The 23,574-nt window shown below is 65.0% G+C and carries 27 protein-coding genes; 10 read left to right on the plus strand and 17 right to left on the minus strand.

The genetic code is table 11. The annotated features are described in order from the left end of the window. Positions 1 to 5: 5 nt before the first annotated feature. Both leuB and EAV90_RS26200 read left to right on the plus strand, forming a co-directional pair. Positions 6 to 1,118 carry a 3-isopropylmalate dehydrogenase gene (gene leuB, locus EAV90_RS26195; RefSeq protein ID WP_129145062.1) on the plus strand — a complete coding sequence of 371 codons (1,113 nt, stop codon included), beginning with the start codon at positions 6 to 8 and terminating at the stop codon, positions 1,116 to 1,118. A gap of 127 nt (positions 1,119 to 1,245) precedes the next feature. After that, positions 1,246 to 1,884 carry a DapH/DapD/GlmU-related protein gene (locus EAV90_RS26200; protein ID WP_129145063.1) on the plus strand — a complete coding sequence of 213 codons (639 nt, stop codon included), beginning with the start codon at positions 1,246 to 1,248 and terminating at the stop codon, positions 1,882 to 1,884. Between the two features lie 184 nt (positions 1,885 to 2,068). Here EAV90_RS26200 and EAV90_RS26205 read toward each other — a convergent pair whose 3' ends face one another. Together EAV90_RS26205 and EAV90_RS26210 are read right to left on the minus strand one after the other, a co-directional pair. Then, positions 2,069 to 2,452: a hypothetical protein gene (locus EAV90_RS26205; RefSeq protein ID WP_122400366.1), complete on the minus strand. Its 384-nt coding sequence runs from the start codon at positions 2,450 to 2,452 to the stop codon at positions 2,069 to 2,071. Between the two features lie 156 nt (positions 2,453 to 2,608). Further along, positions 2,609 to 3,397 (minus strand): hypothetical protein, encoded by a 789-nt coding sequence (locus EAV90_RS26210; protein ID WP_129145064.1) that lies wholly within the window; start codon positions 3,395 to 3,397, stop codon positions 2,609 to 2,611. Between the two features lie 117 nt (positions 3,398 to 3,514). On the opposite strand from EAV90_RS26210, the gene EAV90_RS26215 reads away from it, so the two are divergent. After that, positions 3,515 to 4,549, plus strand: coding sequence for an aspartate-semialdehyde dehydrogenase (locus tag EAV90_RS26215; RefSeq protein WP_129145065.1), 1,035 nt, complete (start codon positions 3,515 to 3,517; stop codon positions 4,547 to 4,549). Between the two features lie 142 nt (positions 4,550 to 4,691). On the opposite strand, the gene EAV90_RS26220 is transcribed toward EAV90_RS26215, so the two are convergent. Then, complete coding sequence (locus EAV90_RS26220) at positions 4,692 to 5,336, minus strand: carbonic anhydrase (RefSeq protein ID WP_122400369.1); 645 nt, start codon at positions 5,334 to 5,336, stop codon at positions 4,692 to 4,694. A gap of 110 nt (positions 5,337 to 5,446) precedes the next feature. On the opposite strand from EAV90_RS26220, the gene EAV90_RS26225 reads away from it, so the two are divergent. After that, positions 5,447 to 6,328 (plus strand): HpcH/HpaI aldolase/citrate lyase family protein, encoded by an 882-nt coding sequence (locus EAV90_RS26225; protein WP_129145066.1) that lies wholly within the window; start codon positions 5,447 to 5,449, stop codon positions 6,326 to 6,328. A gap of 236 nt (positions 6,329 to 6,564) precedes the next feature. Here the strand turns inward: EAV90_RS26225 and EAV90_RS26230 are convergent, their stop codons facing one another. The 3 genes from EAV90_RS26230 to EAV90_RS26240 all read right to left on the minus strand — a co-directional run bounded on the left by EAV90_RS26230 (position 6,565) and on the right by EAV90_RS26240 (position 8,629). After that, positions 6,565 to 7,350, minus strand: a complete 786-nt coding sequence (locus tag EAV90_RS26230) for a glycosyltransferase family 32 protein (RefSeq protein ID WP_129145067.1) — start codon at positions 7,348 to 7,350, stop codon at positions 6,565 to 6,567. A gap of 78 nt (positions 7,351 to 7,428) precedes the next feature. Continuing rightward, on the minus strand, positions 7,429 to 8,034 hold the full coding sequence (gene leuD, locus EAV90_RS26235; RefSeq protein ID WP_122400372.1) for a 3-isopropylmalate dehydratase small subunit: 606 nt from the start codon (positions 8,032 to 8,034) through the stop codon (positions 7,429 to 7,431). A gap of 196 nt (positions 8,035 to 8,230) precedes the next feature. Next, positions 8,231 to 8,629, minus strand: a complete 399-nt coding sequence (locus EAV90_RS26240) for a metallopeptidase family protein (RefSeq protein WP_122400373.1) — start codon at positions 8,627 to 8,629, stop codon at positions 8,231 to 8,233. 148 nt (positions 8,630 to 8,777) lie between these two features. On the opposite strand from EAV90_RS26240, the gene EAV90_RS26245 reads away from it, so the two are divergent. Beyond that, positions 8,778 to 9,059, plus strand: a complete 282-nt coding sequence (locus tag EAV90_RS26245; protein ID WP_164937106.1) for a hypothetical protein — start codon at positions 8,778 to 8,780, stop codon at positions 9,057 to 9,059. 52 nt (positions 9,060 to 9,111) lie between these two features. Further along, on the plus strand, positions 9,112 to 9,378 hold the full coding sequence (locus EAV90_RS26250; protein WP_122400374.1) for a hypothetical protein: 267 nt from the start codon (positions 9,112 to 9,114) through the stop codon (positions 9,376 to 9,378). A 97-nt stretch (positions 9,379 to 9,475) separates the two neighbouring features. Here EAV90_RS26250 and EAV90_RS26255 read toward each other — a convergent pair whose 3' ends face one another. Next, positions 9,476 to 9,775, minus strand: a complete 300-nt coding sequence (locus EAV90_RS26255) for a DUF1330 domain-containing protein (RefSeq protein WP_162500061.1) — start codon at positions 9,773 to 9,775, stop codon at positions 9,476 to 9,478. Positions 9,776 to 9,953: 178 nt separating this feature from the next. Between EAV90_RS26255 and EAV90_RS26260 the strand changes: the two genes are divergently transcribed. Further along, positions 9,954 to 10,493, plus strand: a complete 540-nt coding sequence (locus tag EAV90_RS26260) for a hypothetical protein (protein WP_129145069.1) — start codon at positions 9,954 to 9,956, stop codon at positions 10,491 to 10,493. A 141-nt stretch (positions 10,494 to 10,634) separates the two neighbouring features. On the opposite strand, the gene EAV90_RS26265 is transcribed toward EAV90_RS26260, so the two are convergent. From EAV90_RS26265 to ffh, 7 genes are all read right to left on the minus strand, one after another. Beyond that, entirely contained in the window at positions 10,635 to 10,844 is a 210-nt protein-coding gene (locus EAV90_RS26265) for a hypothetical protein (protein WP_122400377.1), read from the minus strand. Positions 10,845 to 10,938: 94 nt separating this feature from the next. After that, positions 10,939 to 12,345 (minus strand): 3-isopropylmalate dehydratase large subunit, encoded by a 1,407-nt coding sequence (leuC, locus tag EAV90_RS26270; RefSeq protein WP_122400378.1) that lies wholly within the window; start codon positions 12,343 to 12,345, stop codon positions 10,939 to 10,941. Between the two features lie 454 nt (positions 12,346 to 12,799). Next, a complete protein-coding gene (gene rplS, locus EAV90_RS26275; protein WP_027573014.1) occupies positions 12,800 to 13,180 on the minus strand; it encodes a 50S ribosomal protein L19 in 381 nt (126 codons plus the stop codon). A gap of 111 nt (positions 13,181 to 13,291) precedes the next feature. Continuing rightward, positions 13,292 to 14,047 carry a tRNA (guanosine(37)-N1)-methyltransferase TrmD gene (gene trmD, locus EAV90_RS26280; protein WP_129145070.1) on the minus strand — a complete coding sequence of 252 codons (756 nt, stop codon included), beginning with the start codon at positions 14,045 to 14,047 and terminating at the stop codon, positions 13,292 to 13,294. A 127-nt stretch (positions 14,048 to 14,174) separates the two neighbouring features. After that, on the minus strand, positions 14,175 to 14,732 hold the full coding sequence (rimM, locus tag EAV90_RS26285) for a ribosome maturation factor RimM (protein WP_129145071.1): 558 nt from the start codon (positions 14,730 to 14,732) through the stop codon (positions 14,175 to 14,177). Between the two features lie 9 nt (positions 14,733 to 14,741). After that, entirely contained in the window at positions 14,742 to 15,074 is a 333-nt protein-coding gene (gene rpsP, locus EAV90_RS26290) for a 30S ribosomal protein S16 (RefSeq protein ID WP_122400381.1), read from the minus strand. A gap of 86 nt (positions 15,075 to 15,160) precedes the next feature. Next, positions 15,161 to 16,708: a signal recognition particle protein gene (gene ffh, locus EAV90_RS26295; protein ID WP_129145072.1), complete on the minus strand. Its 1,548-nt coding sequence runs from the start codon at positions 16,706 to 16,708 to the stop codon at positions 15,161 to 15,163. 457 nt (positions 16,709 to 17,165) lie between these two features. Here ffh and EAV90_RS26300 point away from each other — a divergent pair, with 457 nt between their 5' ends. Next, entirely contained in the window at positions 17,166 to 18,230 is a 1,065-nt protein-coding gene (locus tag EAV90_RS26300; RefSeq protein ID WP_164937107.1) for an MBL fold metallo-hydrolase, read from the plus strand. Positions 18,231 to 18,454: 224 nt separating this feature from the next. Here the strand turns inward: EAV90_RS26300 and EAV90_RS26305 are convergent, their stop codons facing one another. Further along, on the minus strand, positions 18,455 to 19,156 hold the full coding sequence (locus tag EAV90_RS26305) for an SIMPL domain-containing protein (RefSeq protein WP_162500063.1): 702 nt from the start codon (positions 19,154 to 19,156) through the stop codon (positions 18,455 to 18,457). Positions 19,157 to 19,161: 5 nt separating this feature from the next. Further along, positions 19,162 to 19,923 (minus strand): GyrI-like domain-containing protein, encoded by a 762-nt coding sequence (locus EAV90_RS26310; protein ID WP_129145073.1) that lies wholly within the window; start codon positions 19,921 to 19,923, stop codon positions 19,162 to 19,164. A 215-nt stretch (positions 19,924 to 20,138) separates the two neighbouring features. Here EAV90_RS26310 and dapF point away from each other — a divergent pair, with 215 nt between their 5' ends. Beyond that, positions 20,139 to 21,014, plus strand: a complete 876-nt coding sequence (gene dapF / locus EAV90_RS26315; RefSeq protein WP_129145074.1) for a diaminopimelate epimerase — start codon at positions 20,139 to 20,141, stop codon at positions 21,012 to 21,014. After that, on the plus strand, positions 21,014 to 22,267 hold the full coding sequence (gene mtaB / locus EAV90_RS26320; protein ID WP_129145075.1) for a tRNA (N(6)-L-threonylcarbamoyladenosine(37)-C(2))-methylthiotransferase MtaB: 1,254 nt from the start codon (positions 21,014 to 21,016) through the stop codon (positions 22,265 to 22,267). The genes dapF and mtaB overlap by 1 nt, the downstream gene beginning before the upstream one ends. Before the next feature lie 136 nt (positions 22,268 to 22,403). On the opposite strand, the gene EAV90_RS26325 is transcribed toward mtaB, so the two are convergent. Further along, positions 22,404 to 23,513 (minus strand): DUF2336 domain-containing protein, encoded by a 1,110-nt coding sequence (locus tag EAV90_RS26325; RefSeq protein ID WP_129145083.1) that lies wholly within the window; start codon positions 23,511 to 23,513, stop codon positions 22,404 to 22,406. Positions 23,514 to 23,574 lie beyond the last annotated feature (61 nt).

Consider the following 23,574-nt stretch of genomic DNA (forward strand, 5'->3'; position numbering starts at 1 on the left):
CGACCATGGCGACCCACAAATTGCTGCTGCTCCCCGGCGACGGTATCGGCCCCGAGGTGATGGGCGAGGTGAAGCGGCTGATCGATTGGCTCAATTCGGCCGGGATCGTCAAGTTCGAGACCGACACCGGCCTCGTCGGCGGCTCGGCCTATGATGCCCACAAGGTCTCGATCTCCGAGGGCGACATGGCCAAGGCCAAGGACGCCGACGCCGTGATCTTCGGCGCAGTCGGCGGCCCGAAATGGGATGCGGTGCCTTACGAGGTGCGCCCCGAAGCTGGTCTCTTGCGCCTGCGCAAGGATCTTGCCCTGTTCGCGAACCTCCGCCCGGCCGTGTGCTACCCGGCGCTGGCCGATGCCTCCAGCCTGAAGCGCGAGGCGGTCGAGGGCCTCGACATCGTCATCGTGCGCGAGCTCACCGGAGGCGTCTATTTCGGCGAGCCCAAGACCATCACCGATCTCGGCAACGGCCAGAAGCGCGCGATCGATACCCAGGTCTACGACACCTATGAGATCGAGCGCATCGGCCGCGTCGCCTTCGAGCTTGCCAGGAAGCGCAAGAACAAGGTGACGTCCATGGAGAAGCGCAACGTCATGAAATCGGGCGTGCTCTGGAACGAGGTCATGACTCAGGTCCACAAGCGCGAATATCCCGATGTCACGCTCGAGCACCAGCTTGCTGACTCCGGCGGCATGATGCTGGTGAAATGGCCGAAGCAGTTCGACGTCATCGTCACCGACAACCTGTTCGGCGACATGCTGTCCGACATCGCAGCGATGCTGACGGGATCGCTCGGCATGCTGCCCTCGGCCTCGCTCGGCGAGGTCGACGTCAAGAGCAAGAAGCGCAAGGCGCTGTACGAGCCCGTGCACGGCTCGGCGCCCGATATCGCCGGCAAGGGCCTCGCCAATCCGATTGCGATGATCTCGTCCTTCGGCATGGCGCTGCGCTATTCCTTCGACATGGGCGATCTCGCTGACAAGGTCGACGCCGCGATCGCCGCCGTGCTCGCCAGTGGCCTGCGTACCGCCGACATCAAGTCGGAAGGCACCACGGCGGCCTCGACCACGCAGATGGGCGAAGCGATTTTGAAGGAATTGCAGAAGCTGCACGCGTAGCCAAAAGCACGGCACCCCACCTCTTCTGTCTCCGCGGAAATCAAAGTGGTGGGTTACGCCGTGCGAAATGCGCTTCGCGCAGTCGCAGGGTTAACCCACCCTACGCACCTGCTATCGGAGCTCCCTCATGGATGCCTCACCCCGCCCCAAGATCGCGGAAACCATCATCCATGAAACGGTGCGCCAGCGCGAGGCGCAGATCGGGCGGCGCTGCGAGATCCTCAGCCATACGCGCATCGAATATGCCTCGCTTGGCGACTACTCCTATCTCGGCGAGAATTGCGACGTCGCCGATGCGACAATCGGCAAGTTCACGGCCATCGCCAATGCGGTGCGGATCGGCGCGCCGAACCATCCGATGGGCCGGCCGTCCCAGCATCGCTTCACCTATTGCCCTGAATATTACGAGGCGTCGGCGACGCGCGATCGCGACTTCTTCGCAGGCCGCCGCGGCGATCGCGTCATCGTCGGCAATGACGTCTGGATCGGCCACGCCGCCATCTTGCTGCCGGGTGTGAGCGTCGGTGACGGCGCGGTGATTGCCGCAGGCGCGGTCGTCAGCCGTGATGTCGAGCCCTACACCATCGTCGGCGGCGTTCCCGCACGCCCCATCCGCAAACGCTTTCCGGATGCCGTTGCGGCAAGCCTGCGCCGCATCGCCTGGTGGGATTGGCCGGATGCGCTCATCTTCGAGCGTCTCGCCGATTTTCGCTCCGAGGCGATCGAAGAATTTTGCCGGCGCTATGATCCGGCAGCGAACGCATAGTCTCAGCCGTCATTGCGCGGAGCGAAGCGACGAAGCAATCCAGAATCGTTCCGCGGAAAGATTCTGGATTTGCTTCGCTGCGCTCGCAATGACGATGGAGAGGCAGGAGTGCCCTACGGCATCTCGCAAAAACAAAATGGCCGGGCGCGAGCCCGGCCATTTTGATTCGGAAAGATCAGCCCGCTCAGTACAGCGGGAAATTCTGCGGATAGCCGCCGACATCCTGCGGCGGCGAGAGCGGCTGGCGGTCGATCGGGCGGTTGAGGTTCTCGCGCGCGAAGGACGGATAGCCCACTGCCGGCGGGAAGGCGTAGTCGGTGAACTTGCGGTCGCCCGGATTGACCTCGGTGCCGCCGTCGAGCCAGGAGCGCTTGCTCACATAGATGCGAGTGCGGCCTTGCTGATAGACCGCGTTGGGGCCGCTCGGGCCATAGTAGGGGCGGCCGCGCTCGTCATAGCGCTTGGTCCTGGTGTCGGCGGAGGCCGGCGTCGCGACGGACATGGCAATCACGGCGCCTGCCGCAAGCCAGGTCGCCAATTTGTTCGCCGCAGAAAATTTCGAGCTCATCACGTCCCCTTCAGGCGGCAAGCCGCCAGTCGATTTCACCCCATACTAGCGCGCCCGGGGTGACCGCAACTAGGTCTATTGGGTCACACCAGCGCGGAATAATCGTGCGCGCCGGCAAAAGTTGCATGCAAACCAGCCACTTGAGTTTGATGCCGGTCAAAGCGTCCCGCGCAATTGCGCATTGGCGGCGCCGAGCAGCCAGTCCGGTGAGCCCCGCGAATCGCACGAGCGGCGCTTGAGCTCGGCATGGGCGAACATTTCCGCCAGCTTTGGCTCGTTGCCCGAGGTCAACAGCGTCAGCCGGTTCAGCGTGCAGGCGATCGCCGCGCGCGTCGCGGGAAGGCTGTCGCCCTGGCAGGAGAAGCCGGAGATCTGCAAGCCCGGCTCCTCGCTGCGCTTGAGGTAGCCGAGGCAGCCCTGCGCACCCTCGATCGTGCCGGTTGGCCGGAACAGCGCGACGGGGCCGAATTTGGTGTCGATCAGGCCGGCCTGCTCGAGCGGGGTGACCGTCCCCAACCCCATCTGGGCGGCCAGACCCGCGGCCGCCGGCCTTGTCACGTCGAATTCGGCGCCTTGGCGGTAGATTTCGAGCTCGGCCACGGGCTTGTCCGCCGCGTCGGTCCAGCGCAGCACGTCCCTGCGGCCGCCTTCGGGATGCCTGAGGATGGTGTAAGATGCTGTTTTATCTGATGAATCGAGTCGGCTGACGGCGAAGGCCGGATGCGAGCGGTCGGCCACGCTCCAGCCTGGCTTGTCCGCCGGCTCATCGTCGCGCAAGTCAGGCAGCTGGCCGAGCGCTGCGACGGCGAGGATGGCAAGCAGGGCGAGCGCCCCCACATAGGCAATCAGGCGCACCAGCGTGCCGACGACCTCGTCGGCAACGGCCAGGAGCGCCAGCTGGATCTGGGTAGGGCTAACGGCCGTGCTGGCCTCAGGCGACTGCATCCACGGCCTTCAGGCATCGTCCCACGTTGTCTTGAGGCCGGTTCTCGCATAGAAGCGCTGCTCTTCCTGTTTAAGCGTCAGCTTCAGGAACGGGCTTTTTTCATCGGAGAGTGAACGATGGGTTACAAAGTCGCAGTCGTCGGCGCGACCGGCAATGTCGGTCGGGAAATGCTCAACATCCTCGACGAGCGCAAATTCCCCGCGGACGAGGTCGTGGCCCTGGCGTCGCGCCGCAGCGTCGGCGTCGAGGTCTCCTATGGCGACCGCACCCTCAAGGTCAAAGCGCTCGAGCATTACGACTTCTCCGACGTCGACATCTGCCTGATGTCGGCGGGCGGCACGGTGTCGAAGGAATGGTCGCCGCAGATCGGCGCCGCCGGCGCCGTCGTGATCGACAATTCCTCGGCCTGGCGCATGGACCCGGACGTGCCGCTGATCGTGCCGGAAGTGAACGCAGGCGCGACCGAAGGCTTCAAGAAGAAGAACATCATCGCCAACCCGAACTGCTCGACCGCGCAGCTCGTGGTCGCGCTGAAGCCGCTGCACGACAAGGCGACGATCAAGCGCGTCGTGGTCTCGACCTATCAATCGGTGTCGGGCGCCGGCAAGGACGCGATGGACGAACTGTTCTCGCAGACCAAGGCCGTCTACACCAATGACGAGCTGGTCGCGAAGAAATTCCCCAAGCGCATCGCCTTCAACGTCATCCCCCACATCGACGTCTTCATGGAAGACGGCTACACCAAGGAAGAGTGGAAGATGATGGCGGAGACCAAGAAGATCCTTGATCCCAAGATCAAGCTCTCGGCGACCTGCGTGCGCGTGCCTGTCTTCGTCGGCCACTCCGAGGCCGTCAACATCGAGTTCGAGAATCCGATCAGCCCGGACGAAGCCCGCGAGATCCTGCGCAAGGCGCCCGGCTGCCTCGTCATCGACAAGCAGGAGCCCGGCGGCTACGCGACCCCATACGAAGCCGCCGGCGAGGACGCCACCTATATCAGCCGCATCCGCGAGGATGCGACGGTGGAGAACGGTCTCGCGTTCTGGTGCGTGTCCGACAATCTGCGCAAGGGCGCCGCGCTCAATGCGATCCAGATCGCGGAAGTCCTGATCAACCGCAAGCTGATCAGCGCGAAGAAGAAGGCGGCGTAAGGGAGACGTGGTTACGGGGACCCGGAGTTACGCCTTCGCGCCTCGATTGGTCCCGGGAGTATTGGTCCCCGGATTTGCGCTCCGCTTCGCTGCGCTTGTCCGGGACGACGATCTCGTTTGATGCGGCAGTATACGAAGCCGCTCAAGCCTCGCCGCGCGCGCTCTTGAATTCCTTGCTTGCCTTGTCCAGCACGAACAAAGTCCCCTCCGCGACGCCGAAATAGGCGCCGTGGGTCTGCATCTGGCCGCTCTCGACGGCCTTGCGCACGAACGGGAAGGTCATCAGGTTCTCCAGGCTGCGGAACACCGCGGCCTTCTCGATGCGCTCGACGAACTGCGCCATGGTCTCGTGCTCGCGCTGCTCGACCACTTCGCCGGGCTTGATGAACATCTGCATCCATTTGCCGATGAAGTCACCGGGCGTCAGCGGCTCGATCTTGTCGACGAAGGCGCGGATGCCGCCGCATTGCGCGTGGCCGAGCACCACGATGTGCTTCACCTTCAGCACCGTCACCGCATATTCCAGCGCCGCCGAGACACCATGCGCGCTCTCGTCGGGCTGATAGGTCGGCACCAGATTGGCGATGTTGCGGACGACGAACAATTCGCCGGGGCCGACGTCGAAGATCACCTCGGGCGAGACGCGGCTGTCGCAGCAGCCGATCACCATCACTTCCGGCGACTGTCCTTTCACCGACAGCTCGCGGTAGCGGCTCTGCTCGGCAGGCAGCCGCTGGGTGGCGAAGGCCTTGTAGCCTTCCAGCAAATGCTTCGGGAATGTCGTCATGGCCTATGCCTAACCATAGAGCCCGGGACCGAACAAGCCTTTCGAATAGGCATGCCAAGTGCTACGGCTCAGGTCAGAAGACAGACGAGGAAACCGGAAGGAACGATCGCATGACCCGCCCGCGCCGCAGCCATTTGTTCATGCCCGGATCCAACCCCCGCGCGCTGGAAAAGGCACGGAATCTGGCCGCCGACGGCCTGATCCTCGATCTGGAAGACTCGGTCGCCCCCGAAGCCAAGGCGTTGGCCCGCGACGGGATCGCCGCTGCGATTGCGGCCAAGGGGTTCGGCAAGCGCGAGATCCAGATCCGGACCAACGGTCTGGACACGGCCTGGTGGGCCGATGACGTCGCGATGGCCGCCAAGGCATCGCCCGACGGCATCCTGGTTCCAAAAGTTTCAAGCATCGAAGATCTCAATGCGATCGGCCGTAAGCTGGCCGAGCTTGGCGCCGCGCCGACCGTGAAAGTCTGGGCCATGATCGAGACCGCGCGCGCGGTGCTCCATGCCGAGGAGCTGTCCGCCGCCGGCCGCGATCCATCGACCCGCCTCTCCGGTTTCGTGTTCGGACCGAACGACATCTCGCGCGAGACGCGGATCCGGATGCTGCCGGGCCGCGCCGCGATGATCCCGATGATCACCCACTGCATTCTGGCGGCGCGCGCCCATGGCCTCGAAATCCTCGACGGCCCCTACAGCGACATCGCCAATTCCGACGGTTTCGCCACCGAATGCGCGCAAGGCCGCGACCTCGGCTTCGACGGCAAGACGCTGATCCATCCCTCACAGATCGACGCCTGCAACGCGATCTTCACCCCGCCTGAAGAAGAAGTCGCGCGCGCCCGAAAGATCATCGCGGCGTTCGAATTGCCGGAGAATGCTTCGCGCGGCGCGATCCGGCTCGACGGCGCCATGGTGGAGCGCCTGCACGCCGACATGGCCCGCCGCACGATCGAGATCGCGGATGCGATCGCGGCGATGGGGAAGTCCTGAGCACGCACGATCTCGGCGCGGCACGAGATCGGCACGGCCGAGCGACTCCAGCGTCGCGGCATTCGCGCAATAACCGTCAGGATGAGGACGGAGTGTGCGGCAACGGTTTCTACAGGCACCTATGCCCGTTAGCCTCATCCTGAGGAGACCGCTGGAAGCGGTCGTCTCGAAGGACGAGGCGTTTGCTCGGAAGGCTCCATAAGCCTGCGAGCTGCAGCGCATCTCTTGCGCGACAGTTAGCTAAACCGCTCCGCCGCCCACGCATACAGGCTGCCGGGAATCGGCTTCTCGCCGCCGCGGCCCTTGGGGGAGATGTGCAGGCCGATGATCTCGGGATTGGTGACGAGGCCGAGATAGCTCGAGGGGTCGAAGAACAATTTTGGCTCGGCATGCACGGCGTAGAACGACTGTTTTGGCAACGCGTTCTGCAATTCACCGGTGCGGCGCGCGAGCGCGGTGAGCGCCGCAGGCCCGTAGATCGCGACGCGAATGTCCGAGAGCCGGTTCGAGCCGCCGCGCAGGCGGCGCATCATGAAGGTGATGCGGTGGCGCACCGAGAGCCAGTTCGGCGTCAGCTCCTCCTGCTCCATCAGCTCTTCGAAGGCGGCGACGATGCCGTGCTCGGGCGGAAGATAGAGCACGGAATTGCCGAGCTGGCGCGGCCGCTCCCAGGCGAAATAGGGTTTTGCCGGATCGATCTCGACGGGCTTCAAGAGCAGCACGTCGGCGTCGAGCCAGAGGCCGAGGCCCTTCGCCATCAGCTTCATGCGGAAGAAGTCGCTGAACTGCAGCGTGGTCCAGTCGCGCCAGCTTCCATCAGGCTGCGGCGGCCGCAACCGCTCGGAGAATGCGTGCGGCAGGATCGCCTCGGCCTCGGCGTTGGCAACGCCGGCGGGCAGGCCGGGAATGGTGTCGAAGCTGTAGACCGTGACCTTGTGGCCGGCAGCGAGCTGCGAGCGCAGACATGTCTGGCGCAGCGCATCCATCGGGCCATGCCAGAAGGTGACGATCTCGGGGAGCATGCGCGAGCCATACGGATAAGCAGGGCAAAGAAAAAGCCCCGGCGCCGACAGCACCGGGGCTCGAACGAAAATCCGAGATCAGGCCCAGGCGCGCTCGCGCTTGAGTTTCTCTTCATAGGAATCGATCGAGGCCTTCTTCTCCATGGTGAGGCCGATGTCGTCGAGACCGTTGATGAGACAGTGCTTGCGGAACGGATCGATCTCGAACTTGACCTTGCCGCCGTCGGGGCCGCGGATCTCCTGGTTCGGCAGGTCGATCGTCAGCGTCGCGTTGGCGCCGCGCTCGGCGTCGTCGAACAGCTTGTCGAGATCTTCCTGCGAGACGCGGATCGGCAGAATGCCGTTCTTGAAGCAGTTGTTGTAGAAGATGTCGCCGAACGAGGTCGAGATCACGCAGCGGATGCCGAAGTCGAGCAGCGCCCAGGGCGCGTGCTCGCGGCTCGAGCCGCAGCCGAAATTGTCGCCGGCGACCAGCACCTTCGCGTTGCGATAGGCGGGCTGGTTGAGAACGAAATCCGGGTTCTCGCTGCCGTCGTCCTTGTAGCGCTGCTCGGAGAAGAGCCCCTTGCCAAGGCCGGTGCGCTTGATGGTCTTGAGGTACTGCTTCGGAATGATCATGTCGGTATCGACATTGACGATCTTCAGCGGCGCCGCGACGCCTTCCAGCGTGGTGAACTTGTCCATGGTTGCGCTTTCCCGCACGTGGTTCAGGGAGCCGGTATTTATCGCGATCGGGGGCCGAATCCTAGGCCGAATTGGGCAGGTCTGCCTTACCTCTCCTGCTTGCGGGGTATGAGGCTGGACTGGTGCGGCGTCGGGATTTCACCTCTCCCTTGGGATTTCACCTCTCCCCGCCGGGGAGAGGTGAAGAAGCTCCGCTCTACTCCGCCTTGGCCTCAATCGCGGCCATATCGTCGTCCGAAAGGCCGAAATGGTGGCCGATCTCATGGATCAGGACGTGGCGGACGATATGGCCGAGGCTTTCGTCGTGCTCGGCCCAATAATCCAGGATCGGCCGGCGGTAGAGCCACACCATGTTGGGCAGCCGCGCCACGTCGCCAAAGCTCTGATGCGGCAGGCCGACGCCCTGGAACAGGCCGAGCAGGTCGAACTCGCTCTCGCAGTCCATTTCGTCCAGGACCTCCTCGGTCGGGAAGTCGTCGACGCGGACAATCACGCCCTCGCAGAGCTTGCGAAATTCCACCGGCAGGCGCTCGAACACATCGTGAGCCATCGCTTCCATCTCGGCCAGCGACGGCGCTTTCAATTCCGTCCACATGGACCCCTTCTTACCGCGGGTTCCGCGGCGATGCATCTGGCTTTATAAGCGTTGACGGGCGCGACCAAAACGGGGAGCGTGGGCCTTGAATGGGACGTTTCAGGTGGGCGGAAAAATGCGAGCGAAAACAGCGCTGACTCTACTGTGCATGGGGTTGTTTTCGCAGTTTTGCGTTGGCGCGGAAGCGCAGACCGCCGACCCCGAGATTCGCTTCGCCCAGGCGGTTCCGCCTGACGACATACCCCCGCTGCGCAAGCGGCCCCCGGCGCGCTTGCGCGTCACGCCCTATTACAGCCCGGATGGCGTCTATCCGCGCTACAATCCCGGCCCCGACGCGGTCCGCGTCTGCAACGCGACCTATGTGCAGGAGTACCGGCCGAGCGGCACGGTGATCGTGCCGCGCGTGAGCTGCTACTGGCGCCGGGGCTGACCAGTTCAATGCCCGCGCCAGCCAACAGCGCCGTGGCCTCGTGAGGGTCGTGATGGCGCGATGGATTGGATTGGCTATTGCCGTGGCGCTCGCTGCCGGCGTGCCTCGCGCTTCCGCGGCGCAAAGGGCGACGATACCGGAGGCGTCGGCGGGGATCGCGGTTTTCGATGTCCGGCGACACGCGCGAGCCCGTGACATTGCGCGGCCTGCTGCGCGCCACGATCCACGCTACTACGCGCGGCCCGTCTACTATCGTCCTTATCCTTACCGCGTGCCGGTACCTTTCGTGTTCGGCTACGGGCCGTTCTGGACGCGCTAAAGCATGATCCGGAAAAGTGAGAAGCGGTTTTCCGGAAAGATCATGCGTAAACAACAAGCTGAAGCGCGATGACGATTCATCCAAATCTCATCGCGCTTTAGCCCGCGGGGTCAAATCCCCTGACCAGCAGCACAGTCGCCTGCGCGCCGGCTTTGCGATCACGCGAGATCTCTTCGTACTCGGGCGAGTTCGAGAAGGCGAGGAATGCGGCCTCGTCGGCAAACGACATCATGACAAGCTTGTCATGCGGCCACGCGCCCTCGAGCACGCGCGGATGTTCGTCGGCGGCGAGCAGGCGCCCGTTGTACTTTCTGAACACGTCGAAGAACCGCGCCTGATAGCGGTCATAAGCTGCGCGGTCCGTCATCTTCAATTGCGCAATGGCGTAGACAGTCATCTGCAAAATTCCTTCCGTCGCGGCACTGCGTCGCATCGCCGAGGCCCAGTGTCGTTCATTCATGGCGCGTTCACATCGCCGTCCGCAATTTAATCTTGGGAGCGACCGTAATTGAACAGCGATGGCACGGCCGAGACGTCGCGTCGCAGCTCTGCTGTCCAGATTCAGGGAGGGTTCCATGCTGAGGATGTTGGGTCGTCGGGCTCGCCCGATGCGCGTGCTCGGGATCGCGGCCGCCGCGACGCTGATGCTGTCGGCCGGCACCGCGCGTCGCGCTGAAGCACTCACCTTGATCAATCCGGCGACGTCACCCGCGACGAAGGCCGCGACCGACGATCTCGTCACGCAGATACGTCACGGCGGCGGCGGACATGGCGGTGGCGGTCATTTCCACGGCGGTGGTGGCTTCCGCGGCGGTGGCGGACATTTCGGCGGCTTCCGCGGTGGCGGCTTCCATGGCGGCGGCTTCCGCGCTGCGCCGGCCTTTCACGGCGGCGGCATTCGTTACGGCGGATTTCGCCACTATGGCGGCTATCATCGTTACGGGATCTATCGTCCCCATTACGGCTATCGTCACTTCCACCGGCGCTTTTATGTCGGGGGCTACTATCCCTACTATCACTATCCGCGTCGCTGCCGGATCATCTGGACCTATTACGGCCCGCGCCGCGTCTGCCGCTGGCCCCGCTGGCACTATCCGTACCGGTATTATTGGTGAGGTGATTTAGCACCGTCATTCCGGGATGGCGCGCAAGCGCCAGACCTGGAATCTCGAGATTCTCGGGTGCGCAATAGCGCACCCTGGTTCGATGCTTCGCATCGCCCGGAATGACAGCGGATAGTGGTGGCGCTCTTTAAGTCAGAGCCAATCCTTCAGCTTCCAAGACGAAGCCTTCCACCGCATCAGATTCTCGAGCTTCCACTGCCGAAACATCGCCGGCGGCCAGCGGCTGAGCTTTGACGTCTCCTCCACCTCCGGCTTGGCGACGACGCGCAGCGGCGCCGCACGCCGGCGGTGCTGGCGCGTCGCTTCGCTGATCAGGTCGACATATTCAGGCTTGTTGGCCATGGCTTGCGTCCTCGCGAGATCGTCGCGAGGACGCAGTGTCGTTGTGGGCGCTTAACGGCGCTTTGCCGCGATCGCTACAATTGCAGGAACCGGCTTACCGCCACTCCCGGACGTCGACGAAGTGCCCCGCGATCGCCGCGGCCGCCGCCATCGCCGGCGACACCAGATGCGTGCGGCCCTTGAAGCCTTGGCGGCCCTCGAAGTTGCGGTTCGAGGTCGAGGCGCAGCGCTCTTCCGGCTTCAGCTTGTCCGGGTTCATCGCAAGGCACATCGAGCAGCCCGGCTCGCGCCATTCGAAGCCGGCCTTGATGAAGATCTTGTCCAGACCTTCAGCCTCGGCCTGCTCCTTCACGATGCCGGAGCCCGGCACGACCATGGCGTTGACGTTCGCCGAAACGGTCTTGCCTTCAGCAATCTTCGCCGCTGCGCGTAAGTCTTCGATGCGGCCGTTGGTGCAGGAGCCGATGAAGACGCGGTCGAGCTTGATGTCGGTGATCTTCGTCCCCGCGGTCAGCCCCATGTACTTCAGCGCGCGATGCTTGGAGATGCGCTTGGCCTCGTCCTCGATCTTGTCGGGATCGGGCACGATGCCGGTCACCGAGATCACGTCTTCGGGCGAGGTGCCCCAGGTCACGATCGGCGGCAGTTTTGCAGCATCGAGGCGCAGCTCGTGATCGAAATGCGCGCCTTCGTCGGAGCGCAGCGTCTCCCAATAGCGCATTGCCGCATCCCAGGCCGCACCCTTCGGCGACTTCGGCCGGTCGCGCAGGAAGTCGAAGGCCTTCTGGTCGGGCGCAACGAGGCCGGCGCGGGCGCCGCCCTCTATCGACATGTTGCAGACCGTCATGCGGCCTTCCATCGAGAGCGCGCGGATCGCATCGCCCGCATATTCCAGCACGTAGCCGGTGCCGCCCGCGGTGCCGATCTCGCCGATGATGGCGAGGATGATGTCCTTGCCGGTCACGCCGTCGGGCAATTTGCCGTCGACGGTGACGCGCATGTTCTTGGCCTTCTTCTGGATCAGCGTCTGCGTCGCCAGCACGTGCTCGACCTCGCTCGTGCCGATGCCGTGGGCGAGCGCGCCGAACGCACCATGCGTCGAGGTGTGGCTGTCACCGCAGACGATGGTGGTGCCGGGCAGGGTAAAGCCCTGCTCGGGGCCGATGACGTGGACGATGCCCTGGCGCTTGTCGAACTCGTTGTAATATTCGATGCCGAATTCCCTGGCGTTCTCGGCCAGCGCCTTGATCTGCTCGATGCTCTCAGGATCCGGATTCGGCTTGGTGCGATCGGTGGTCGGCACGTTGTGGTCGACGACGGCGAGCGTCTTCTCGGGCGCGTGGACCTTGCGCCCCGTCGCGCGCAGGCCTTCGAACGCCTGCGGCGAGGTCACCTCGTGCACCAGGTGACGATCGATATAGAGCAGGCAGGTGCCGTCCTCGGCTTCGTGCACCAGGTGGTCGTTCCAGATCTTGTCGTACAGGGTGGTCGGCTTGGACATGAGCTTGAGCTCCGGGAATGTTGGTAAGCGGATAGCGCGCCTGGCGCGCGGGCAGCAAAATCGTCAGCGCAGCTTTTAGGCTGCGCGCGTAAGCTCTGACGTTGCCGAGGTCGCGAAGCGTCCGAAGAACCGGCCAGGCAGCCGCGAGCGATCGTCGATGACGATGCGCTGGACGGGGGCGAAGCTGGTCAGATCTGGAAACATTCCAAGAATATATAGCAGGCCGAACTGGAATCGCGAGTGGTTTCAAATGACCGCCACGCACACCATGCATGAGGAGCGCGCTCTTGGCGCGCGTCTCGAAGGATGAAGGCCCGGCCGGTGGCCTCGCCCTTCGAGACGCGCGTTCCGCGCTCCTCAGGGTGAGGGACGGGCACCTTGCGCGCGCACTGACGCAACAAAAAAGCGCGGAGCCGAGCCCCGCGCTTTCGAAAAACTTGCCAGGTGGCGAGGTTTACTCGCCGACGGCAGCAGCGCGGTCCTGCTTCTCGACGATGCGGGCCGACTTGCCGCGGAGATTGCGGAGGTAATAGAGCTTGGCGCGACGCACCTTGCCGCGACGCACCACCTTGATCGAGTCGATCATCGGCGACATCACGGGGAACACGCGCTCCACGCCCTCGCCATAGGAGATCTTGCGGACGGTGAAGCTCTCGTTGAGACCGCCGCCGGAACGGCCGATGCAGACGCCCTCATAGGCCTGCACGCGGGTGCGGTCGCCTTCGACGACCTTCACGTTGACGATCACGGTGTCGCCGGGGCCGAATTCCGGAATGTCCTTGCCAGCGGACAGCTTGTCGAATTGCTCTTGTTCGAGCTGCTTGATCAGGTTCATGGGTAAATCTCCATCGGCGCGCCCAGCCTTGAAGAAACGGGGGCTGCGTGAAATTCGTCTATCCAGCCATTGCGGATTTGGCCGCTCCTATAAGGCAAGCCGGAGCGTTTGTCACCCGTCTGTCTTGTTTTTTGGCGTTTTTTGGCGGCCGGCCCGATTCGGGGCCTTGACCGGGATTCGAGCCCATAGATCCGGCCGTCGGGCCGCCGTCAGGGCCTCGGATTCGGCGCGCCGCCAGGCCGCCACCTTGGCGTGGTCGCCCGAGGTGAGGACCCCCGGGATCGGAACCCCCTCGAACAGCTGCGGGCGGGTGTATTGGGGGTATTCCAGAAGGCCGTCCGAAAAACTTTCCTCGGTTCCCGAGGCCTCCTTGCCCATCACGCCCGGCAGGAGTCGAACACAGGCGTCGATCAGGGCGAAGGCCGCGATTTCACCCCCCGACAGGACGTAATCGCCGATCGAGACCTCCTCCAGGCCGCGCCGGTCGATCACCCGCTGGTCTACCCCCTCGAACCGTCCGCAGACGATCAGGGGCCCGGGGCCTTGGGCGAGCTCGACCACCCGGACCTGGGTCAATGGCCGACCGCGGGGGCTCATCAGCAGGCGCGGCCGCTCAGCACCAATCCCAGCGGCATCGATGGCAGCCGCCAGCACATCCGCCCGCAGCACCATGCCCGGCCCGCCGCCGGCCGGGGTGTCATCGACGCTGCGGTGGCGATCGGTGGCCGAGGCCCGGATATCGCGCGCCTCGAGCTGCCACAGCCCGGCGGCCAGCGCCCGGCCGGCCAGACTCACGCCGAGCGGTCCCGGAAACATCTCCGGAAACAGCGTCAGCACGGTTGCGCGCCAGGGTGAGGGGTTGGTCATTCGATCTCAGTTCTCGCCGTCCCCGACAAGCGCGCCTCAAGCGCGCGCAGATCAGGGACCCATAACCAGCGCAGCCAGTTTTGCGATGGTTGGAGGCTCCAGCTTAGCCAAAAACCACGGCTTGTGGTTATGGGTCCCCGCTTTCGCGGCGACGACTCGGAGCGAGAGTTTCGCCCCGCTCCTCGCCCTCGATCTCATGCGGCGGCGCGATCACGACGCGGCCGCCCTCGATGTCGACCTCCGGCACCACGGCGTTGGAGAACGGCAGCAGCATCGTCGCGCCCTTGGGCGGGGCAATCTCGATGATGTCGCCGGCGCCGAAATTATGGATCGCGAGCACGCGGCCGAGCGTCTCGCCGTCCGTGGTGACGGCGGCGAGCCCGATCAGATCGGTGTGGTAATATTCGTCCTCGTCGGTCGCGGGCAGCTTTTCGCGCGGAACGTAGAGCTCGACGCCGTTGAGGCGCTCGGCCTCATCGCGGGTCGTGACGCCCTTGAACGTCGCCACCAGATGATCTTTCGCCTCGCGCGCCGTCGCGACCTCGAACTGGCGCTTGCCGTCCTTGGCGAGAAGCGGCCCGTAGCGCCTGACGGCAAACGGATCTTCGGTGAAGGTCCACAGCTTGACCGCACCGCGCACACCATGCGCGGCGCCGATCCGCGCGACGCAGACCAGCGCCGACATGTCCTAGCCTCAGCCCTTGGCGGCGGCTTCGGCCTGCGCCTTGCGCTCCTTGCGCGGCACGGCCTTCTCAGGGTTGTTGCGCGCTTCGCGCTTCTTGACGCCGGCGGCGTCGAGGAAACGCGCCACGCGATCCGACGGCTGCGCGCCCTTGGCGAGCCAGGCCTTCACCTTCTCCATGTCGAGCTTGAGGCGGGTCTCGTTGTCCTTCGGCAGCAGCGGGTTGAAATGGCCGAGACGCTCGATGAAGCGGCCATCACGCGGAAAGCGCGAGTCGGCGACGACGACGTGATAGACGGGACGCTTCTTGGTGCCTGCGCGAGCGAGGCGGATAACGACGGACATTCAGTTCTCCTTCAAAGTACGTTTTGTTCGGTGGATTGGTATTCCGCGTTGCGTGAGACCTGTTGCGGTCCCCCGCGACGAATTCCTCATTTCTTCTTGCCCGGGAAACCGCCGAGGCCCGGCAGCGTTGGCTTGCCGCTCAGCCCGGTGAGACCAGGAAGGTTCGGCAGGCCAGTGCGAAGACCAGGCGGCAGATCCTTCGGCAGGTTGGGCAGGCCTTGTCCGCCGCCACCCTGCATCTTCTCCTGCAGCGCTTTCATCTCTTCCGGCGAGGGCATCTTCATGCCGCCACCAAAACCCATCGCCTGCGCGATGCCGGCGAGCGGGCCGCGCTTGCCCGAGCCCATGGCCTTCATCATGTCGGCCATGTTCCGGTGCATCTTGAGCAGCTTGTTGACGTGCTCGACGCTCTGGCCGCTGCCGGCCGCGATGCGCTTCTTGCGGCTGGCCTTGAGCAGGTCCGGATGACGGCGCTCCTCGCGCGTCATGGAATCGATGATCGCGACCTGGCGCTTCAGGATCTTGTCGTCGATGCCGGCCGCCGCGATCTGGTTCTTCATCTTGGAGATGCCGGGCATCATGCTCATCAGGCCGCTGATGCCGCCCATGTTGGACATCTGCAACAGCTGCTCGCGCATGTCGTTGAGGTCGAACTGACCCTTGCGCATGCGCTCGGCGGTGCGCGCGGCCTTTTCGGCGTCGATATTGGCGGCGGCACGCTCGACCAGCGAGACCACGTCGCCCATGCCGAGGATGCGTCCGGCGATACGATCGGGATGGAAATCTTCCAGCGCATCGGTTTTTTCGCCGGTGCCGATCAGCTTGATCGGCTTGCCGGTGACGGCGCGCATCGACAGCGCGGCGCCGCCGCGGCCGTCGCCGTCGACGCGGGTCAGCACGATGCCGGTGAGGCCGACGCGCTGATCGAACGAGCGCGCGAGATTCACGGCGTCCTGGCCGGTGAGCGAGTCCGCAACCAGCAGCACTTCGTGCGGATTGGCGGCGGCTTTGATCGCAGCCGCTTCCGCCATCATCTCTTCGTCGAGCGTGGTGCGGCCGGCGGTGTCGAGCAGCACGATGTCGTAGCCGCCGAGCTTGCCGGCTTCCAGCGCGCGCTTGGCGATCTGCGGCGGCTGCTGACCCGCCACGATCGGCAGGGTCGGAATGTCGAGGTCGCGGCCGAGCACGGCCAGCTGTTCCATCGCCGCCGGACGGTAGACGTCGAGCGAGGCCATCAGCACCTTGCGCTTGTCGCGCTGGACCAGGCGGCGGGCGAGCTTTGCGGTGGTGGTGGTCTTACCGGAGCCCTGCAGACCGACCATCATGATCGGCACCGGCGGCACGGCATTGACGTTGATGGTCTGGCCTTCGGCGCCGAGCGTGTTGATCAGCTCGTCATGGACGATCTTGACCACCATCTGACCGGGGGTGACCGACTTCACGACGGTGGCGCCGATCGCCTGCTCGCGGACGCGCTCGGTGAAGCTGCGCACCACCTCGAGCGCGACGTCGGCCTCGAGCAGCGCGCGGCGCACTTCGCGCATCGCGGCGTCGACGTCCTTTTCGGTCAGCGCACCGCGCCCCGTCAGACGATCGAGAATGCCACCAAGCCGTTCCGACAGATTGTCGAACAATGCCGTTGTCCTGTTGCTGTCCCCCCGAATGGGAGGAGCGCTCCATTACTCTCCGCTGTCATGCCCCGGCTTGACCGGGGCATCCAGTACGCCGCGGCACCTCGGTTCCAGCCGAGCCGCCTCTGGGATACTGGATCCCCCGCCTTCGCGGGGGATGACCACCTTCCTGGCAAACGATCTTCCAAACACCTTTGCGCCCGAGGGCGCACAGCGCTGTCGGGCGTTGACCTCCGGCCTCGAGGGCCGGTCGGCGGGTCGAAAAGAAAGCCTTTCCGAGAAAGTGGCGGGGTTAAACGCCGCTCACGTCCAAAAGTCAAGGAAAGTTAGGGTGCCGCCGTGCCCTTGGTAGGGCAAGATACTGAAAATGTGCCCCTTTTGGCGACGGGTTCCTTTTCCGCCAGGCTGGCCCATATAGCCGGTGATGCCTTACCGTCCCGACCATCCCTGGTAGCCCGCCGTGCCGGTCACCCGCCGCCGCCTATTCGGACTGCTCGCCGGAGCCGGTGCTTTGGTCGGCATCCCCTCCTTCTGGATGTCCAGCATGAAAACCTATGACGGCCCCGCCTCCGACCATTTCAACGGCCTGCACTTCTTCGATCCGGACGGGGCGCCGCCGAAATCGCTTCGAGAGGTTTTGCGCTGGCAGTTCGACGGCGGCCGGCAGCGCGCGAAATGGCCGGACTGGGCTCCCAGCGCCCATGCCGACACCCCGCCGGAGCGTGTCGACGGTGACAAGGTGCGGCTCTCCTTCGTCGGCCACGCCAGCTGGCTGATCCAGGCGGGCGGTCTCAACATCCTCATCGATCCTGTCTGGTCAATGCGGGTCTCTCCGGTCGCCTGGGCCGGACCGAAGCGGCACAACGATCCCGGCATCGCCTTCGAGAAGCTGCCGAAGATCGACGTCGTGCTGGTCTCGCACGGGCACTACGATCATCTGGACATCGCGACGCTGTCGCGGCTCACCAAGAATTTCGCTCCGCGCGTGGTCACCCCGCTCGGCAACGACGTCACGATGCGCAGCGCCGATCCCACCATCAAGGCCGAAGCATTCGACTGGCACGATCGCGTCGAGCTCGGCGAAGGCGTCGCCGTGCATCTGGTGCCGACCCGGCATTGGACCGCGCGCGGCCTGTTCGACCGCAACAAGGCGCTGTGGGCGAGTTTCGTGTTGGAGACGCCGGCCGGCAAGATCTACGTCGTCTGCGATTCCGGCTATGGCGACGGCAGGCACTTTCGCCGCGTCGCCGAGAAGCACGGGAAGCTGCGCCTGGCGATTCTTCCGATCGGTGCCTACGAGCCGCGCTGGTTCATGCGCGACCAGCACATGAATCCCGAAGACGCCGTGAAGGCGCTGGCCGATTGCGGCGCCGAGGCCGCGCTCGGGCATCACCACGGCACGTTCCAGCTCACCGACGAAGCAATCGACGCGCCGGCCAAGGCGCTGGTCGAGGCCCTCGATGCCGCGAACATTCCTCAGGAGCGGTTCGTGGCGATGCAGCCCGGGCAGGTCGTGGAGATTTAGCGCGCGCGATTTACTCCGCTGTCACCACACATACAGCCCGTCGTCCCGGACAGGCGCGCCTCGAGCGCGCGCAGATCCGATACCCATATCCAAGGGAGATGTTTGGCGACGACTCGGAGTGGGAGTTCTGCCCCACATTGTTCTCTGGTTATGGGTCCCCGCGCTCGCCATCGCGTTCGCGGGGACGACAGCGAAATTGGAGCGCGCAGTGTGCCTCTTACGGCCTACTGTCCCTGCTTGATCGCCCAGCTCACATTCACCGTCACCGACAGCGTTTCCTCGCCCGGCGCAACGGCGGCCGGCGCAGCCATCGGGGCCGTCGCCATCCGCGCCTTGAACAGCGGCACTGGGCCGCCGCCCTCCGACACGTTGAGCGGCGCGCCCAGCGTGACGCCGGTGGCCTTGGCATAAATCTCCGCCTTGCGGCGGGCGTCTGCCACCGCCTGCTCGCGCGCGTCGTCGAGCAGTTTTGACGCCTGCGTCACCTCGAAGGAGATGTTGCCGATGTCGTTGGCGCCGGCGCTGACCAGTGTGTCGATGATGCCGGCCACCTTGGTCACGTCGCGGATCTTGACGGTGACGCGGTTGGAGGCGCGAAAGCCGACCACGGGCGAAGCACCGGTGGATTTGTTCTGGCCGTATTGCGGCTGCAGCGACAGGCGCGAGGTCTGGTAATCCGTCTCGGCGATCCCTGCGCCCTTCAGCGCCAGCAGCACCTTGCCCATCGCGGCGTTGTTGGCATCGGAGGCTTCTTTCGCCGTCTTGGCGTCGTTGGCGACGCCGGCATCGATGTGCGCGAGATCGGGCGCCGCGGAAATCGTGGCCTCGCCGCTCACCGTGATGGCGGACGGAAAATCGTCGGCGCGTGCGGAGGCGGTCAGCACGGCGGTGGCGAAAACGGCGGCGAGCAGGGCAGGCTTTTGCATCAGTCTCACTTCAGCGGCACGAAAACATTGATCACGAGCTTGTCCTCCGCCGTCTTCAGGGGATCGGTGAGGTACTCCTCGATGAAGGTGTCCTTGGCTTCCAGCTTCTTGTCGTCGAGGTGATTGGTGATCGCCTCATAGGTGTTGTCCATGTTGTCGTAGGAGCCGCGATGGACGAATTTCAGCGCCTTGCCTTCGGGCGATTTGCCGATGCTCATGTCCTTGGGCAGGTTCTTGGGCTCCTGGTCGACCGGGATCTCGGCGAGGAAGGTGAAGCCGGTGTCGTCGGTCGAGGTGTAGACGATCATCGAATTGCCTGATGGCTTGATGCCCTGCTTGTCCAACAGCGCGTTCAGCGCCTTGAAGGCATCGATCAGGGTGTCGAAGGCCGAGTCCCAATTGGCCGTGCCCTTGACCATCACGACCTTCTTGGCCTCGAGCGTGGTTTCGAGGCCAAAGGGATCGGCGGTCTGCACCGGGGCAGGAGTAGCGGCCGCGGCGGGCGGTGGGGCGGTCGGGCTGGGCGCGGCACTGGCCGCGGGTGCTGGCGATGCTGAAGGAGCGGGTGAGGCGCTGGCCGCTGGCGCGGGTGTTGCCAAAGGTGCGGGGGAGGGCGAGGCCGACGGGGCCGGCGAGGGGCTGACCGACGCGGCGGGCGCCGGGCTCGGGGTTTGCGCCAGAACCTCGCGCGGTCCAAATGACAGGCCAAGCGACAGGACCGCTGCCGGGACCAGTGCGGTCAGAGCGAAACGACGAAACCTGATCATTTTATTCTCCCCAAGATTCTCCCCAAGACCTTGCCCACCAAGGCCCAAATCCGGCTTTAGCGTCCCCGTTCGCGCGAACCGCGCCGTTCTAACACGCGAGCGCTGAATTCGTCCCATGACAGATGCGTCATAGCAGACGTCTCGGCACCGGCCGCAAATCGCTGGCCAAGCGGCCGAGGATCGCCATATAAGACAGGCGAAATTCGGGAACTTTCATGAGCGCGCTGGCCAACCACGCATTTGCCAAGATGAACGGCATCGGCAACGAGATCGTCGTTGTCGACATGCGCGATTCCGCAGGCCGGGTGACGCCGGACGATGCCCGCGCGGTGGCGTCCGCGAACGGCGGCGTGGCTTACGACCAGCTCATGGTGCTGCAGAAGCCGCGGCTCGACGGCACCGAGGCCTTCATCAGCATCTACAACAATGACGGCTCCGAAGCCGGCGCCTGCGGCAACGGCATGCGCTGCGTCGTGCGCCGCATCTTCGAGAAGACCGGCCAGACCACGGCGACCTTCGAGACCGCCGCCGGCCTGCTCAATGCCTGGCAGGGGCCGGCGCCCGATCTCTATACCGTCGACATGGGCGCGCCAAAATTCGGCTGGCAGGACATTCCGCTGGCGGAAGAGTTTCGCGACACCCGCTACATCGAATTGCAGATCGGGCCGATCGACAATCCGATCCTGCATTCGCCCTCCGTCTTGAGCATGGGCAATCCGCATGCGGTGTTCTGGGTCGACGACGTCAACGCGTACGATCTCGGCCGCTTCGGTCCGCTCCTGGAAAACCATCCGATCTTCCCGGAGCGCGCCAACATCACGCTCGCCCAGATCGTCGATCCCCAGCACATCACGATCCGCACCTGGGAGCGCGGCGCAGGCCTGACCAGGGCCTGCGGTTCGGCGGCTTGCGCCACCGCAGTCGCGGCAGCGCGGCTGAAGCGCGCCGAGCGCAAGGTCGAGATCACATTGCCAGGCGGCAGGCTCGGCATCGAATGGCGGGAGCGCGACGACCACGTGCTGATGACGGGAACCGCGACCTTCGAATATGAGGGCCATTTCGATCCGGCGCTGTTCGCGCCGGTCGCCTGATGGCCGTCGACATCGTCACCTTCGGCTGCCGCCTCAATGCCTTCGAGGCCGAGGTGATCCGCAGCAAAGCGGAGGGTGCGGGCCTTTCCGACACCATCGTCATCAACAGCTGCGCCGTCACCAACGAGGCGGTGGCGCAGGCGCGCCAGTCGATCCGCAAACTGAAGCGCGAGCGCCCCGAGGCGCGCATCGTCGTCACCGGCTGCGCGGCGCAGACGCAGAGCCAGATGTTCGCTGAGATGGCCGAGGTCGATCGCGTCGTCGGCAATGACGACAAGATGCGATCGTCTGCATGGCAGGAGACGCGCAGCGCCTTCGACTTTGGTGCCAGCGAAAAGATCGCTGTCAGCGACATCATGGCCGTGAGGGAGATGGCGCCGCATCTTATCGACGGCTATGCGAGCGGTCTGCCGCGCGTGTTCGTGCAGGTGCAGAACGGCTGCGATCATCGCTGCACCTTCTGCATCATCCCGTTCGGCCGCGGCAATTCGCGCTCGGTGCCGATGGGCGCCGTGGTCGAGCAGGTGCGAGCGCTGGTCGAGCGCGGTCATGCCGAGATCGTGCTGACCGGGGTCGATCTCACCAGCTATGGCACCGACCTGCCCGGCGCGCCGAAGCTCGGCATGTTGACCAAGCAGATCCTGAGGCATGTGCCGGAGCTGAAGCGCCTGCGCATCTCCTCGATCGATTCGATCGAGGCGGATGCCGATCTGCTCGACGCCATCGCCGACGATTCGCGGCTGATGCCGCATCTGCACCTGTCGCTGCAGTCCGGCGACGATATGATTTTGAAGCGCATGAAGCGACGGCATTCGCGCCGGGACGCCATCGTGTTCTGCGACCAGGTCCGCCGGCTGCGACCCGACGTTGCCTTCGGCGCCGACATCATCGCGGGCTTCCCGACCGAGACCGAGGAGATGTTTTCGCGCTCGCTCGAGCTCGTCGAGGAATGCGGCCTCACCTTCCTGCACGTCTTCCCCTACTCCCCGCGCCCCGGCACGCCGGCTGCGCGGATGCCGCAGGTGGCGGGTCCCGAGATCAAGGCGCGTGCGAAACGGCTGCGGGCCGCAGGCGAAGCGGCGCTGCGGCGGCGGCTGCAAGCCGAGATCGGCGCGAGGCGCGATGTGCTGATCGAGAGCGGGGAGCAGGGCCGCACGGAGCATTATCTGCCGGTGGCGATTGCGGGCGAGCGGGTGGGGGGCATCGTGCCACGAGTGATTGCCGGCGTTGATGGCGAGCGGCTCACCACATAGTCGGTGTCGTCGCCCGGCTCGACCGGGCGACCCAGTACGCCGCGGCTTCTCAGTTTGATCTCCGCCGTCTCTGGAATACTGGATTGCCCGCCTTCGCGGGCAATGACGGCCGAGTGTGTGATGAGCAGCGCGCCCCCTACAGCGCTCTTACCTGCCAGAACCGCAGCGTGCGCTTGGCGTTCTCCGCCGTCATTCTCGCATAGTGTCCCTGCGCCGTGGCGATGTCCGCGGGCTTCATCGCACCTGTCGCGAAGCGGCTTTCGAGCACGGCCACGGTGGTCTCCCAGCTGAGCTGCGCGGCCTTGCACGGCACCAGCAGACCGTCTTCGCGCAGACTCTGCATCAGCGGGCGAATCACCTCGATCGTCGATCCGGACAACGCCGCCAGGGCCGCCACCGTCTCCTCATAGCGCCGCTGCCCGGCGAAGCCGAACAGCGTCGCCTCATCGAGCTGGCCGGTCGCCTTGAGATTCGCAATCGCGCGCTTGGCGCCCTCGAAATCGCGAACGCCGGACATCTCGCGCTCGACGCCGATGGTGACGGCTGCGATCGCGCTCTGGATTTCCTCGAACAGATGCGGCGGCGCGCGCGACAACAGGCGGGTGCGCACGGCATCCGTCGCCGAGCGCAGCAATTGGCGCCGCAGCTCCGATGGCAGATCGACGCGGACGCCGACGCTGACCGCGAGCTCCGGATCGCTCTCGGCCTGGCCGACGATGATGGCAAATCCGCCTCCGGAGACGCGTGCGCCGGGATTGGCCGCGAGCCGCCGGCTGACGCTGGGATAGCGGCGCGCCAGCAGCGCGTCGGTGACGATCTCCTTCAGCCACCAGCGACCGGCGACCGCGAGCAGATGCGGCTCGCCCTTGCTTGATGCGATCTTCACCAGCTCGCCATCGTCGAGGCGCGCGGATTCCTGCAGCACCGGGCCGGCAATGCGGATCTCGTCATTGTTGGCGAGCCGGCGGATCACGGACGGCGGCGCCTGCGCGATCGGCGCGAGCTGCGCGCTGATCTCGGCCAGCGCCACGCGCGCGCCCATGTCGGCGATGGCGCGCAGCTCGATGGTGCCGATCAGGCGCGCGAGCACGTTGTCGAACAGCGCGATCTGCTCGTCGTCGAAATTGCCGGCGGAGCACAGGAACAGCTCGGTGACGCGCCGGGCCGTCTCCAGCCCCTTTTCCGGCGAGCCCATCCGAATCGCGGATTCGACCTCGTCGATGATCGATAGCCCGGCCTTGGTCATCACGCGCGGCTCGTCCTGAGCGGTTACGGAAGCTTTTTCTAAGCAACCGTGATCATTAGAG

This window comes from Bradyrhizobium vignae (genome assembly GCF_004114425.1).
Taxonomy (GTDB): domain Bacteria; phylum Pseudomonadota; class Alphaproteobacteria; order Rhizobiales; family Xanthobacteraceae; genus Bradyrhizobium; species Bradyrhizobium vignae.

Excerpts from the sequence above, each read along its gene's own strand:
- EAV90_RS26260 (WP_129145069.1), top strand. The coding sequence starts at position 9,954 with ATGCTGAGGATGTTGGGTCGTCGGGCTCGCCCGATGCGCGTGCTCGGG.
- leuB (WP_129145062.1), top strand. The coding sequence starts at position 6 with ATGGCGACCCACAAATTGCTGCTGCTCCCCGGCGACGGTATCGGCCCC.
- mtaB (WP_129145075.1), top strand. The coding sequence starts at position 21,014 with ATGGCCGTCGACATCGTCACCTTCGGCTGCCGCCTCAATGCCTTCGAG.
- EAV90_RS26240 (WP_122400373.1), bottom strand. The coding sequence starts at position 8,629 with ATGTGGACGGAATTGAAAGCGCCGTCGCTGGCCGAGATGGAAGCGATG.
- leuC (WP_122400378.1), bottom strand. The coding sequence starts at position 12,345 with ATGTCCAAGCCGACCACCCTGTACGACAAGATCTGGAACGACCACCTG.
- EAV90_RS26230 (WP_129145067.1), bottom strand. The coding sequence starts at position 7,350 with ATGCTCCCCGAGATCGTCACCTTCTGGCATGGCCCGATGGATGCGCTG.
- EAV90_RS26200 (WP_129145063.1), top strand. The coding sequence starts at position 1,246 with ATGGATGCCTCACCCCGCCCCAAGATCGCGGAAACCATCATCCATGAA.
- trmD (WP_129145070.1), bottom strand. The coding sequence starts at position 14,047 with ATGACCAACCCCTCACCCTGGCGCGCAACCGTGCTGACGCTGTTTCCG.
- EAV90_RS26305 (WP_162500063.1), bottom strand. The coding sequence starts at position 19,156 with ATGCAAAAGCCTGCCCTGCTCGCCGCCGTTTTCGCCACCGCCGTGCTG.
- dapF (WP_129145074.1), top strand. The coding sequence starts at position 20,139 with ATGAGCGCGCTGGCCAACCACGCATTTGCCAAGATGAACGGCATCGGC.
- rimM (WP_129145071.1), bottom strand. The coding sequence starts at position 14,732 with ATGTCGGCGCTGGTCTGCGTCGCGCGGATCGGCGCCGCGCATGGTGTG.
- EAV90_RS26255 (WP_162500061.1), bottom strand. The coding sequence starts at position 9,775 with ATGACTGTCTACGCCATTGCGCAATTGAAGATGACGGACCGCGCAGCT.
- EAV90_RS26220 (WP_122400369.1), bottom strand. The coding sequence starts at position 5,336 with ATGACGACATTCCCGAAGCATTTGCTGGAAGGCTACAAGGCCTTCGCC.
- leuD (WP_122400372.1), bottom strand. The coding sequence starts at position 8,034 with ATGGACAAGTTCACCACGCTGGAAGGCGTCGCGGCGCCGCTGAAGATC.
- EAV90_RS26265 (WP_122400377.1), bottom strand. The coding sequence starts at position 10,844 with ATGGCCAACAAGCCTGAATATGTCGACCTGATCAGCGAAGCGACGCGC.
- EAV90_RS26215 (WP_129145065.1), top strand. The coding sequence starts at position 3,515 with ATGGGTTACAAAGTCGCAGTCGTCGGCGCGACCGGCAATGTCGGTCGG.
- EAV90_RS26205 (WP_122400366.1), bottom strand. The coding sequence starts at position 2,452 with ATGAGCTCGAAATTTTCTGCGGCGAACAAATTGGCGACCTGGCTTGCG.
- rpsP (WP_122400381.1), bottom strand. The coding sequence starts at position 15,074 with ATGTCCGTCGTTATCCGCCTCGCTCGCGCAGGCACCAAGAAGCGTCCC.
- EAV90_RS26225 (WP_129145066.1), top strand. The coding sequence starts at position 5,447 with ATGACCCGCCCGCGCCGCAGCCATTTGTTCATGCCCGGATCCAACCCC.
- EAV90_RS26210 (WP_129145064.1), bottom strand. The coding sequence starts at position 3,397 with ATGCAGTCGCCTGAGGCCAGCACGGCCGTTAGCCCTACCCAGATCCAG.
- rplS (WP_027573014.1), bottom strand. The coding sequence starts at position 13,180 with ATGAACCTGATCAAGCAGCTCGAACAAGAGCAATTCGACAAGCTGTCC.
- EAV90_RS26245 (WP_164937106.1), top strand. The coding sequence starts at position 8,778 with ATGGGGTTGTTTTCGCAGTTTTGCGTTGGCGCGGAAGCGCAGACCGCC.
- EAV90_RS26325 (WP_129145083.1), bottom strand. The coding sequence starts at position 23,513 with ATGACCAAGGCCGGGCTATCGATCATCGACGAGGTCGAATCCGCGATT.
- EAV90_RS26310 (WP_129145073.1), bottom strand. The coding sequence starts at position 19,923 with ATGATCAGGTTTCGTCGTTTCGCTCTGACCGCACTGGTCCCGGCAGCG.
- EAV90_RS26250 (WP_122400374.1), top strand. The coding sequence starts at position 9,112 with ATGGCGCGATGGATTGGATTGGCTATTGCCGTGGCGCTCGCTGCCGGC.